Consider the following 12,428-nt stretch of genomic DNA (forward strand, 5'->3'; position numbering starts at 1 on the left):
AGTCCCGACAACTATCGGAAAAGGATCCAGTTTCTTCGAGACTTACCTGCCCCCCTTCAACTGCTGCGCCAGACACGCTACAATATTTTTAAATATAACGAAAAAAGCCACCGCCAAAGGAAATTAGCTCTCACCAGTCCGGATTCAGCGCCGGGTGACGGCAAGCAAAGAGAGTTCAGCTCAAAGACGGCACGTCAAGAGCACTCTGGTTGACGACGAAAAGCCGACGATCGAGGTGATGGCAGCTGATTTGACCATGCCGGAGACGAGCAAATAAATACTCATGCAGATCAACATCCAATCCCATCAAGCTTTCAAATGAAAGTTGCAAACGCATGACGAAAAAGAAACATGCCAAAGTTTGGCGCTTAGAAAAAAAGAGGCTGTTTCAGCGTCAGTACCGGAAAAGCCTCAAATCGATCAATAAAAAAAGCTCATCATCGCCATCAGGATAATAATCCGGAAAAAAGCGATGAGAAAAAGGATTTTATTTTGTTTCTGTCTGAGCTGATGTGTTTGGTTCACAGTGATAATTTTTTGCATCGGCCAGCTCTTTAGCGATTTTTTTCGCGGCTTCATTCATATACCCATCAACAGTTTGTGTCGATGCTGCAATACCCCCCAAAGCCCAGCTTTGTTTGTCAACAAAAACTTTTCCCAGTTCCTGTTGATTTAACGAATCGGTAAAATGTACATTGGCATTGAAATAAGAGCTTCCGGCACCAAAACCAATCAACAGACGAAGAGCACCGTTGCCCTCCTCATATTTTGTGATAGTTCCTGACACAACAATGCTTTTGTCAGCCAGCGGCTCCCTTGACACTACCTTGAACACACCTTTTTCCTTTACACTGGCAGCAATCCGGTCAGCAAAATTTCTGCCTGCAAAAGCTGGCATGTTGTGTTTCTTTGTTGCGTCAGTAAAATCGAGAATCACGACATTGTCATACATTGACAAATCGATCTTGGTACTTTTTCCTTCCTTGTCCTGAATACTGCTGGTAGAGCCACAGGCAGCAAGGAAAACAAATGCGAACAGAATAAACAGTTTTTTCATGTTAACCTCTCTGAATATTTAAGTTTATGTTATTTCAGGCACTACGGTACTACAAAACTGAAAAAAGAAAATAACCGGTTCATTCCGGCTCTTCGTCCTGCTGCCGGTCGCTGGGTTTGCTCATCTCTTTTTGCAAAATGTCTCCAGCGCTCTTGACATCGTTGATAACACCGTTGAGCAGGTTCAGACCAACGGCTCCAACAAGCAGCCCGGCGGCGCCATGCACAAGGAGCGGCATTCCGAATGGCGAAAATACAAACGCCGTTCCGACGGTCTTAACAGTTTTTCGTATCATTTCCGTACAGTTTGGATTCGTTTGTCAGCAACAACAAACCGCATTTCTACATCTGCGCTAAAATATACCACAAAAGTAACCGCCTATTGCAAGCATCGGCAGGTTACTTTTCCTCAACAATGGTTTCCAGCGCACGGTTCATCGCCTCGTAACTTTGCCGGACAAGCCCCGACATCAACGCCAAAAACGGGGATGCCAGAACACCGCTGAAAGTCTCGCAATGAACGAACAATGTACGTCCGGCGTCGAGCGGATGCAGCTCGAACCAGTGGCGGCCCTCCAGAAATCCGAAAAGAAATGAGGCTCGCCAGCCAAAAATTGTATCCCGGCTGAAGCAGTCAATCCGCGCCCTGAAGCTGATTGGTGGCAGCCATCCAAACCGGATGGCAATGTGAAGGATTTGATTCACCCCGGCATTTCCATCAATTCTCCGAACACACGGATTCCACGCACCATAACTGCCGAAGCCGGTCAGCGCCGCCCAGACCTGCTCCGGCAACGCATCGATAACGATTTCCGTACGGATGGTCGTCATCTGACTTCCCCGCCATCACTCCCGCCAGCCGCCGCCAACCGCACGGTACAGGTCGGCAATCGCGGAGAGGCGGCTGCGCTGGACGTCGGCAAGTTCCAGCTCCGACTGAAGCAGCGAGCTTTCGGCGGCGATCACTTCGAGGTAGGTCGCCATGCCGCTGTTGAAGAGCAGGCGCGAATTGCCCGCCGCCTTGCGCAAGGCAGCCACGCGAGCCTTGGCGAACGTCTCCTGCTCGCCGGTTTTCTCGACCTGCGCAAGCGCATTCGAGACCTCGCCCACGGCGACCAGGAGCGTTTTGCGGAAGGTCAGCTCGGCCTGGTCGCGTTTGATCTTCGACTGCTCGTACTGCGCCTTGAGCTGGCCGTGCTGGAATATCGGCTGCAAAAGCGAACCCTGAAGCGCGTTGAAGAGCGAGCCGGGCGTCGAGAACCACTTGCTCGACTCGATGGCATTCAGCCCGCCCTGCGCCGTAATGGTGATCGACGGGTACATCATCGCCTTGTTGACACCGGTGAGCGCGTGCGCCTCCATGAGCGACTCCTCGGCAGCGCGAACGTCGGGGCGGTTCGAAAGCAGCGCGAGCGGCACGCCCGCACCGAGGGAATCGGGCATCACGAAGGGCGCGTATCCGGTACTCCGCCTGATCGGCGTGCCAGGCATCCGTCCGGCGAGAATCGAGAGCGCGTTCTCCTGTGCGGTGCGCGATGCCTCCAGCTTCGGGAGGGTGGCCTTCGCCGAGAGCAACTGCGACTCCTGCTGATCGACGGCAAGGCTGGTGACGTTGCCCGCGTCGAACTGCAAGCGCATCATGGTGAGCGTCGTGTCGGCCAGCGCGATATTGCGCTTTGTGATATCAATCTGCTCGTCGAGCATCTTGAGGTTCCAGTACCCCTGAGCGACATTCGAAACGAGGGTTGTGCGCACGGCCCGCGCCACATCGGCGCTGCGGAGATACTCGGCGACGGCGGCCTTTTTGGCGTTGCGCAGCTTCGCCCAGATGTCCGCCTCCCACGAGACGTTGAGCTGCGCCGTATAGTTCCGGCTGGTGCGAGCCTGCCCCTTCAGAGCCGAAGCGCTGTTGCGGGAGCCCCGCGAGTAGTCGTAGGTGGCGCTCAGATCGACCTCCGGGAGAAACCACAACTTCGCCACATCGAGCGTTTTACCCGCGTAATCGATGTTCTTCATCGCGATCAGCAAATCGTGGTTATTCTCCACGGCGCTATCGATCAGTTCGAGCAGATCGGGATCGGCGAAAAACTTCCGGTAGGGCACCGCCGCCATCTCCTTGCCCGCTGCCGTCTGCCCCGGATAGCTCTCCGGAAGCCTGACTTCGGGACGGCGATACTCCCCGACCGGGCTGCACGCCGTCAGGCCGATGGTGGCGAGAAGCGTCATCAACAACAGCGGCACCGCGCGTTTCATCACTTGATTGCGTTTTTTCATTCGTGCGAACCATCCTTCTTCAACTGCTTTTCAAGCAAGGTTCCGGCTTCGACAATCTCCGCCGCCGGGCCGGTGAAGCGCTCCTGCAAGCCCTGGAAGGCCACGAAAAGCACCGGCACCACCATGATGCCGAGTACCATGCCGACGAACATGCCGCCGATGGCCGACGCACCAATCGAGTGGTTGCCCATCGCTGCCGGGCCGGTCACAAAGAGCAGTGGAATCAAACCCGCCACAAAGGCCAGCGAAGTCATCAGAATCGGGCGCAGCCTCGCTTTCGCGCCTTCCATCGCCGCTTCGACGAGCGGCATACCAGCCACGCGCCGCTGGAGCGCGAACTCGACAATCAGGATTGCGTTCTTGGCCAAAAGACCGATGAGCATAATGATGGCCACCTGCACGTAGATATTGTTCTCGATCCCCGCCAGCTTGATGCCGAGAAAAACGCCGAGCAGGCCGGTCGGAATGGAGAACATGACGGCAAACGGCAAAAGGTAGCTCTCGTAAAGCGCCGAAAGCAGGAAATAGACAAACACCACCGAGAGCAGGAAAATGAAAAAAAGACCGCCGGAGGATTCGATCTCCTCGCGGCTCTGCCCCTTCCAGTCGTAGGTGAAACCCGCCGGAAGACTGGTGCGCGACACCTCGTCCACCGCCTGGATCGCCTGACCGGTGCTGTAACCAGGAGCAGGCATGGCGTTGATCGATATGGCGTTGAAGAGGTTGAAGTGATCGACGGCGTCCGGGCCATAGACGCGCTTCAAACTGATGATCGAGCTGACTGGCACCATTTCGCCACTGGCATTCTTGACGAAAATGCCATTCAGCGAATCGGGCGTCCGGCGATCACCCCGCTCGGCCTGCATCACGACACGGAAATACTTGCCAAAACGGTTGAAATCGGAGGCCTGCTGACTGCCGTAGTAGGCCTGCAAGACCGTCATCAGCTCTTTGACGTTCACGCCGAGATCGGCGGCCTTGACGTTATCGACCACCAGCTCATACTGCGGATAGCTCGCCTTGAAGGTGGTGAAAGCCACGGCAATTTCGGGCCGCTGCATCAGTGCGCCGATGAAGCCCTTGGCCACATCCTCGAACTTGTGCAGGTCGCCGCCGCTACGGTCTTGCAGCACCATTTCCAGACCACTCACCGTGCCGAAACCGGGCACTGTCGGCATGGAGAGCACGAAAAAGTTGGCATCCTTGATCGGCGCAAGCTTTTCGTTGACCTGCCCGAGAATCGCCTTGATGTCTCGAACCTTGCCTCGCTCCTTCAGATCGTTGAGCTGAATGAACATCAGGCCAGCCGAGGGCGACGAGCTGCGGGTGAGAATGTTGATGCCGGTCACGGAGATCACCTTCTTGATCGCGGGCATAGTGCGCAGAATGTTGTCCGCCCGATCCGTCACCGCCTGCGTACGAGCCATCGACGCGCCGGGCGGCGTGGAAACCGATACGATCACGAAGCCGTTGTCTTCGTCGGGAATGAAGCCGGTCGGCGTGGTTTTGAACATCCAGAACGACACGGCGGTCACCAGCGCAAGACCGATGAATGCCACCTTCCGGTTGCGCATAAAGTAGTCGAGAATACCGGTGTAGCGCTGGCGCACCGCATCAAACCCGGCGTTGAAGCCCTTGACAAAGCGCCCGCCGAAACCGCCGAAGCGCGAGTGCTTCTCTTTCGAATGCTTGTGCAGGTCTGTCAGGAAAATCGCGCAAAGCGCCGGGCTGAGGGTCAGGGCGTTAACCGCCGAGATGAGGATCGCGATGGCGAGCGTGAAGGCGAACTGACGGTAGAAGACGCCAGTCGAACCTTCGAGAAATCCCACCGGCAGGAAGACCGAGGCCATGACGAGCGTAATGGTCACGATGGCCGTTGTGATTTCGCGCATCGCCGAGACCGTGGCGATCTTGGCCGGCCACTGCTTCTCCTCGATCTTGGCGTGCACCGCCTCGACCACCACAATGGCGTCGTCAACAACGATGCCGATGGCCAGCACCAGGCCGAAGAGCGTCAGCACGTTGATCGAAAAGCCGAACAGGTTCATGAAGAAGAAGGTGCCGATGATCGCCACCGGCACGGCGATGGCAGGAATCAGGGTCGAGCGGAAATCCTGCAAGAAGAGGAACACCACGAGAAACACGAGCAGGAACGCCTCGATCAGCGTGTGCTGCACCTGCGCGATGGACTCATCGACCACCTTTTTGGAGCTGAACGGAATCGAATACTCGATGCCGGTCGGAAAGTTCTGCGACGCCTTTTCGAGCACCTTGCGCAGTTGGGTCTCGACCTCGTTGGCGTTGGAGCCGGGAGACTGATAGACCGCCATCACCACGCCCGGCTTGCCGTTGACCTTGGAGTTGACCGTGTAGCTGTACGCGCCGAACTCGACGCGGGCAATGTCCTTGAGGCGAAGCAGCGAGCCATCGGGGTTGGCGCGAATCACGATGTTCTCGTACTCCTCCGGGCGCTGGAACTTGCCGCGGTACTTCATTACGTACTGCATCGGCTCGCCGCTCATCTCGCCAAACTGACCGGGAGCGGCTTCAAGGTTCTGGCTCTGGATCGCCGCCGACACCTCCTGCGGTGACAAGCCGTAAGCAGCCATCTGCGCCGGACGCAGCCAGACGCGCATGGAGTAATCCATCTTGCCATAGACCGACACCTGCCCGACCCCCGGCACTCGGGCCAGGTCATCGACGATGTTGATTTTGGCATAGTTCTGCAGGAAGGTCGCGTCGAAAGCCTTGACATTACTGGCCAGATTGATGAGCATGATCTGGCTGTTCTGGCGCTTGATGGTTGATATGCCGATCTGGTTCACCTCGGTGGGAAGCTGGCTGGTAGCCTGCGCCACGCGATTTTGCACGTTCACCGCCGCCTGATCGGGATCAGTGCCCTGCTTGAAGAAAACGTTGATGGAGAGCGAACCGTCGTTCGACGAAGTCGAGGTCATGTAGGTCATGTTCTCGACGCCGTTGATCGCCTCTTCGAGCGGCGGAGCCACCGTACGGCCGACGGTTTCGGCGTCCGCGCCGGGATAACTCGCCGTCACCGAAACGCTCGGCGGAGCGATGTCAGGGAAACGGGTGATCGAAAGCTGCCTCATGCTGACCAGACCGAGAATCACGAGGATGACCGAAATGACGGTCGCCAGCACAGGGCGGGAGATGAAACGTTCAAACATATGCCCTGCGGTTTAGCGTGCGTTCGGAGTCTGCGCCGCCGGTGCGGGTGCGCCCGGCGCAGCTGCGGAGAGCGGCTTGATGACCATGCCGTCCTGCAACCGCTCGATACCCGCGGTCACGATCACGTCGCCCGGCTTAAGCCCCTCGCTGACGATGTAGTTCGGGCCGCTCCGCCCCGCGACCGAAATCACCTGCTTCATCACCTTGTTGCCCGGCTTCAGCAGCGTCACCATCACCTTGTCCTGCAACTCGACCGTGGCCGACTGCGGCACGAGGATAACATGATTGTAGTTGGAGCTAAGGCTCACCGTGCCGGAGTTACCACTACGCAGAAAGCCTTCCGGATTGGGAAACGACACGCGCAAGCGGATCGAGCCGGTCGAGGCGTCGAAGTCGCCGCTGATCGATTCGAGCTTGCCGTCATGCTGATAGACGGTTCCATCGGAGAGTGTCAGTTTGACCGGTGGCACGGCGTCGATTTTCTGCTGGAGCGTCGCGCCGGGATAGAGTTTCTTGAAGTCGGCGAAACCGGCCTCACTGATGCTGAAGACCGCATACATGCGGTTCACGTCCGAAAGTGTCGTCAGCGCGGCGGCCTGATTTTTGGTGAGCAGATTGCCCTGCCGGTAGGGAATGCGACCGATATAGCCGGCCACCGGGGCCTTGATCACCGTATAGTCGAGATTGATCGCCGCCGACCGTGCCGAAGCCGCCGCCTGCGCCGCCAGCGCTCTTGCCGCCTGCTCCTGTGCTTTGGCTGTGGTGAGCTGCACCGGTGCAACCACCTTGTTCTCGACCAGCGGCACCAGCTTCTCGGCGTTCACCTTTGCCACTGCCGCCTGCGCCTCGGCGGCGCGTTGCGCGGCCAGCGCCGTGTTGTACTGCTCACGATAGACCGAATCGTCGATCTTGAAAAGCGGCTGCCCCTTTTTGACCAAATCGCCCTCTTTGACCAGAATCGCTTGCAACATTCCATCCACCTGCGGCCTGATCTCCGCGTCGGCCAGACCTTCGAGCCTGACGGAGTAGTCGGTGGTGACAGAGGCGGAAGAAAGCTCGACTTTCATCGCAGGCAGGGCAGGAGGCATCTGCTTCGGGCCGTCCTGCTTCTTGCCGCAACCCGGCAGGAGCAGAAATGAACCGAGAAGCGCGCCAAGCGCCAGCAGGGAGAAGCGGTTGCGAAGAGCGGGAATCGTGTTCATGGAGTATCAGTATGACTAAAAAAACCGAATAAAAGAAAGGTTGAGAGCCAACCTATATAACGAAAAAATCAAAAGAGGATTTAACATTTGTGAAAAAAACGAAGAGGATTCCAGCCCGCGAAGTCACCGGCAAGATGTTACTTACCCGGAATTCCTGCGTTCGAAATCGAGCAGCCACCGTTTCATTTCCGTACCGCCTCGATACCCACCAATCCGGCCTCCCGCTCCAAGTACCCGGTGACATGGCACGATAACCGGCAGCGGATTGCGTCCGCACGCCGCGCCTACCGCCCGCGCAGCACCCGGCGAGCCAATCGCTGCCGCCAGTTCGCCATACGAAGCCGTCTGCCCATACGGAATGGCAAGCATCGCCTCCCGAACTCGCCGCTCGAATGCGGATCGAGGCTCGACCAATGGCAATGCAAACTCCCGCAACCGTCCCGAAAACCACGCTTCGAGCTGCTGAAAAGCCTCATCGATCAACCGCGAGCCCGGAGCGCTAAGAGCCGTTGACGGCTCTACGTGCATGAATAATAGATCAGTAACCCGCCCTCCATGCGCCCTGATTCCGATCAGCCCCACAGGCATACGCCGGCAGGAAAACGAACTGTAATTGGTCAGTATGGACTCTTGCTGCATTTGTGGTGTCCGTTAATTGGCATTGCATAAATTCTTTTCATCCTCCTCCATCCCTCTGACAGCATCAACAACCCGCCCGAAACCGGGATGTAGCTGCCGGTCACAAAGCACCAGAGTGGTCAGAGGCTGCGGCAAATACCGCTCCAGCAACCGCTTCCGGAAGGGCCACCCGTTTGAGCGGATCCATCTGGCCGATCATCGTTTTCTGCTCCTCAGGCAACCATGCGGCGGATGCGCTCGACGTCGAGGGCGACCGAAGAACCGGCTCCCGTTCGCTCGCCATCATTTTCGGAGCCAGGCAGGCGATGCGCATTTCCGCAAGTGTTTTCGCACTGGTGATCGCTGGCAGCGCCGTGCCATTCGCCGCCGGATGGTTCGGCTGGCTCTGTCTCTTGCCGATCATCGCCTTTGATGCCGTTGTCATCTGGTCGGTTTTGCAATTGCTCGACTCACGAACGCAGCAGAAACTCCGGTACATCCACAGCATCTACCTCGCCGGAACCGCAACGGTACTCGCGCTGATCGTCATCCGGCTGGTCACGGGATGACGCTATTGTTGGATATGGTCTTAGGGGCAGCATGATCTGATAGCTTCCCCCAAGACAACTGGACTTTACGATGCCAACCCAGACAAGATGAGAACATGAAACAAAAAAAGCTTCCAGGGTGGCCGGAAGCTTTTTCTATTCAGCGGAGAGGGAGGGATTCGAACCCTCGGTAGCTCTAATCGAACTACGTCGGTTTAGCAAACCGGTGCCTTCAGCCACTCGGCCACCTCTCCTGAACTTTGGTGCGGAGGATGAGGGACTCGAACCCCCAAGGGCGCAAACCCGGCAGTTTTCAAGACTGCTGCCTTACCAATTAGGCTAATCCTCCATCGTATGTAAAGAACGGGTAAGAAGATAGTGATTTACCCGAACATTGCCAGCAGAAAATCACAATCATTTTCCTGGCGGAGAGAGAGGGATTCGAACCCTCGAGGGCTGTTACACCCTACCCGCTTTCCAGGCGAGCGCACTAGACCAACTATGCGATCTCTCCGTTTATAAAGCACGTAATGTACAACTCGTTTTCGTTTTTTAAAACTCCACACCCCTTTTCAGGCAAAGAAAAATCACCTGCCACACACTTCTCATGCTCCTCAGCGTTGTCAATCCGTGCTCACTTTCGTAAATTGGCGGATTCATTTTTGCCGCAATCTCTTAACCAGGCACCCCATGGACAAAATCCTCTATGATGCGCTGACCTTCGATGACGTGTTGCTCGTACCCGCATATTCCAACGTACTACCCAAAGAGACGGTCGTCAAGTCGCGTCTGACCCGCCAGATCGAAGTCAACATTCCGCTGGTGAGTGCCGCCATGGACACGGTCACCGAAGCCGAACTGGCCATTGCTCTCGCCCGGGCAGGCGGTATCGGCATCATCCACAAGAATCTCTCCATAGACGAACAGGCACGGCAGGTTGCAAAAGTCAAGCGTTTCGAGAGCGGCATCATCCGCAATCCCATCCATCTGTTCGAGGACGCGACTATCCAGGATGCTATCGACCTGATGATCCGTCACTCGATTTCAGGCATTCCGGTCGTCGAGCATCCGACCCCCGAAGGCTGCCTGTTGCTCAAAGGCATCGTCACCAACCGTGACCTGCGCATGACTGCATCATCCGACGAGAAAATCACTACCATCATGACGACTAACCTCGTCACGGCCAAAGAGGGTATCGACCTGTTGACCGCCGAGGATATTCTCATGCGGAACAAGATCGAGAAACTCCTCATCATCGACGATAACGGCTATCTCAAAGGCCTCATCACTTTCAAAGACATTCAGAAGCGCAAGCAGTGCCCCGACGCCTGCAAGGACTCGCAGGGTCGGCTCCGGGCGGGCGCGGCAGTCGGCATCCGCGCAAACACGATGTCGCGCGTCGATGCGCTGGTCGCAGCGGGGGTGGATGTCGTGGCGGTCGATACAGCGCACGGCCACAGCCAGGCAGTACTCGACATGGTGGCTACCATCAAGCAGAAATATCCGGAACTCCAGGTGATCGCGGGTAACGTGGCGACGCCGGAAGCGGTCAGGGATCTGGTCAAGGCCGGCGCCGACGCCGTCAAGGTGGGCATCGGGCCGGGCAGTATCTGCACCACGCGCATCGTGGCTGGCGTCGGAATGCCGCAGCTCACAGCTATCATGAAGTGCGCTGAAGAGGCGAAAAAAACCGACATTCCGCTCATCGCGGACGGCGGCATCAAGTACAGCGGCGACATCGCCAAAGCACTCGCGGCTGGCGCGGATTCGGTGATGATGGGCAGCGTCTTCGCGGGCACTGACGAAAGCCCCGGTGAAACCATCCTTTATGAAGGCCGCCGCTTCAAGGCGTACCGCGGCATGGGTTCACTGGGTGCGATGTCCGAACCGGAAGGCAGCAGCGACCGCTACTTCCAGGATGTTTCGGCGGAGACAAAAAAGTATGTTCCCGAAGGCATCGAAGGCCGCATTCCGGCCAAAGGGAAGCTCGACGAGGTGGTTTATCAGCTCATCGGCGGCCTGAAATCCGCGATGGGCTACTGCGGCGTCAGAACCATCACGGAGCTAAAAGAGAACACCCGTTTCGTACGCATCACCTCTGCTGGCCTCCGCGAAAGCCACCCGCACGATGTGATGATAACCAAAGAAGCACCGAACTACTCGACCTCTGCATAAGAATCCAGCACACCACACTCGAAAACCCCGGTTCAATGCCGGGGTTTTCTGGTTTTGGCGAAAAAAGATCGCCAATATCTGCCGGATCAGTCTAATCGGAAAAATGATTATTTTGAAAGAGGTAACGCCTTTTCGACGAAACAGCGAAACCCGTTTTTTACCAACTCTCTCCAGTCAAGAAGCCAAATCATGCTCAGAGCCAACCGCCTGACTCCCATCATGCTGATACTTGCCCTCATCCTGTCGGCCTGTTCGGGAATTACCGATTCCGGTTTGTCAGAAAAGCAGGTCGAAAAACTGGTGCGTGCATCGAGACCAAACAACCCTTCGCCCGACATCTGGGCCAGAGCGATAAAAGAAAGCCTTGAAGAGCTGGGGCAGCCAGTGGACAAGGAGCATGTCAGTGCTGTTTGCGCCGTCATTTCGCAGGTCAGCGCCTTTTCGATCTCGCCGAAAAACTCACGCATGGCGAGCATTCTGCGTAAAAAGATCGAGGCAGCCGAATCGAACGAGGTGCTGAGGCTCCTGATCGAAACCAGGCTTGATCAAACCGCCTCAAACGGACGAACATTTCGCGAAAATATCGACTCGATCCAGAGCGAACTCGATTTCGAGAAGTGGTACGACGAGTTCACCTCGGCAAGCGTCACCAAGCCGATTTTGCTCGTGCTCAAAAAGGATGCGAGTGATCTGATCACCACCGCCGGTTCGATGCAGGTGTCGGTGAAGTTCGCCGAAGAGTACCCGAAAAAACCCCGGAACGCCGGTGGCGGCAGCGTGCGCGACATGCTTTACACCTGCAAGGGAGGCGTCTTTTATGGCACGGCCTACCTGCTCGACTACAAACACAACTACGACGACTGGAAATATGTGTTCGCCGATTTCAACGCGGGCCACTACACCAGCAGGAACGCCGGATTCCAGAAGATGCTTGGCCGGCTGACACACAGAATGGTCGATACGGACGGCGACCTGCTAAGCTATGAAAACGGCAATGCAACGCCGTCGGTCACGTATGTCACCTTCATCAATTTCTTGAAAGACAAGGGCATCGGGTTCGATGAAAAAAAGGTGATGAAAGATTTCCAGCAGGAAAAAAGCTATGATTTCGAGGAGACCTGGTCGTACAAAACGCTCTCGGAACTGTACAAGAAAAAATATGGCCACCCGATCTATGCCGTGCTGCCCGACATCCCGCTCAACAGCCCAAAATTCGTCAGCAAGAACCTCTCCACGAAATGGTTCGCCGAACGGGTGAAGTCAAGGTACAATCACTGCATGAGAACGAGCATTTGAGGCGACCAGGAATATCGGACAGATCAGATAACGCGCGGTATTACGCTCTAAGGGCGGACACACAGGTCCG

Annotated in this window: 10 protein-coding genes and 3 tRNA genes; 3 read left to right on the top strand and 10 right to left on the bottom strand. The window is 56.5% G+C overall.

The annotated features are described in order from the left end of the window. Nucleotides 1–487: 487 nt before the first annotated feature. From AYT24_RS05800 to AYT24_RS05830, 7 genes are all read right to left on the bottom strand, one after another. Complete coding sequence (locus AYT24_RS05800) at nucleotides 488–1,057, bottom strand: DUF4410 domain-containing protein (RefSeq protein ID WP_010932952.1); 570 nt, start codon at nucleotides 1,055–1,057, stop codon at nucleotides 488–490. A gap of 79 nt (nucleotides 1,058–1,136) precedes the next feature. Next, nucleotides 1,137–1,352, bottom strand: a complete 216-nt coding sequence (locus AYT24_RS05805) for a hypothetical protein (protein ID WP_010932953.1) — start codon at nucleotides 1,350–1,352, stop codon at nucleotides 1,137–1,139. Nucleotides 1,353–1,455: 103 nt separating this feature from the next. Then, the gene (locus AYT24_RS05810) at nucleotides 1,456–1,887 is read right to left on the bottom strand and encodes an SRPBCC domain-containing protein (protein ID WP_010932954.1); all 432 of its coding nucleotides are present in this window, start codon (nucleotides 1,885–1,887) and stop codon (nucleotides 1,456–1,458) included. A gap of 15 nt (nucleotides 1,888–1,902) precedes the next feature. Beyond that, nucleotides 1,903–3,330: an efflux transporter outer membrane subunit gene (locus tag AYT24_RS05815; protein WP_010932955.1), complete on the bottom strand. Its 1,428-nt coding sequence runs from the start codon at nucleotides 3,328–3,330 to the stop codon at nucleotides 1,903–1,905. Beyond that, nucleotides 3,327–6,518 (bottom strand): efflux RND transporter permease subunit, encoded by a 3,192-nt coding sequence (locus tag AYT24_RS05820; protein ID WP_010932956.1) that lies wholly within the window; start codon nucleotides 6,516–6,518, stop codon nucleotides 3,327–3,329. Before AYT24_RS05820 ends, AYT24_RS05815 begins: the two co-directional genes overlap by 4 nt. Nucleotides 6,519–6,530: 12 nt before the next feature. Further along, nucleotides 6,531–7,721: an efflux RND transporter periplasmic adaptor subunit gene (locus AYT24_RS05825; protein WP_010932957.1), complete on the bottom strand. Its 1,191-nt coding sequence runs from the start codon at nucleotides 7,719–7,721 to the stop codon at nucleotides 6,531–6,533. Between the two features lie 141 nt (nucleotides 7,722–7,862). Beyond that, nucleotides 7,863–8,249, bottom strand: coding sequence for a methylated-DNA--[protein]-cysteine S-methyltransferase (locus AYT24_RS05830; protein WP_226986773.1), 387 nt, complete (start codon nucleotides 8,247–8,249; stop codon nucleotides 7,863–7,865). A 284-nt stretch (nucleotides 8,250–8,533) separates the two neighbouring features. Here AYT24_RS05830 and AYT24_RS05835 point away from each other — a divergent pair, with 284 nt between their 5' ends. Then, nucleotides 8,534–8,908: a UbiA family prenyltransferase gene (locus tag AYT24_RS05835; protein ID WP_010932960.1), complete on the top strand. Its 375-nt coding sequence runs from the start codon at nucleotides 8,534–8,536 to the stop codon at nucleotides 8,906–8,908. A gap of 143 nt (nucleotides 8,909–9,051) precedes the next feature. Here the strand turns inward: AYT24_RS05835 and AYT24_RS05840 are convergent. From AYT24_RS05840 to AYT24_RS05850, 3 genes are all read right to left on the bottom strand, one after another. Then, nucleotides 9,052–9,141: transfer RNA gene (locus AYT24_RS05840), tRNA-Ser, on the bottom strand. Nucleotides 9,142–9,153: 12 nt separating this feature from the next. Further along, nucleotides 9,154–9,236, bottom strand: a tRNA-Ser gene (locus AYT24_RS05845). Between the two features lie 74 nt (nucleotides 9,237–9,310). Next, a tRNA-Ser gene (locus AYT24_RS05850) sits at nucleotides 9,311–9,401 on the bottom strand. A gap of 176 nt (nucleotides 9,402–9,577) precedes the next feature. On the opposite strand from AYT24_RS05850, the gene guaB reads away from it, so the two are divergent. Beyond that, a complete protein-coding gene (gene guaB / locus AYT24_RS05855) occupies nucleotides 9,578–11,062 on the top strand; it encodes an IMP dehydrogenase (RefSeq protein WP_010932962.1) in 1,485 nt (494 codons plus the stop codon). A 189-nt stretch (nucleotides 11,063–11,251) separates the two neighbouring features. Continuing rightward, nucleotides 11,252–12,358 carry a DUF1615 domain-containing protein gene (locus AYT24_RS05860; RefSeq protein WP_010932963.1) on the top strand — a complete coding sequence of 369 codons (1,107 nt, stop codon included), beginning with the start codon at nucleotides 11,252–11,254 and terminating at the stop codon, nucleotides 12,356–12,358. The last annotated feature ends 70 nt before the right edge of the window (nucleotides 12,359–12,428 follow it).

The sequence above is a fragment of the Chlorobaculum tepidum TLS genome (assembly GCF_000006985.1).
GTDB classification, from domain to species: domain Bacteria; phylum Bacteroidota; class Chlorobiia; order Chlorobiales; family Chlorobiaceae; genus Chlorobaculum; species Chlorobaculum tepidum.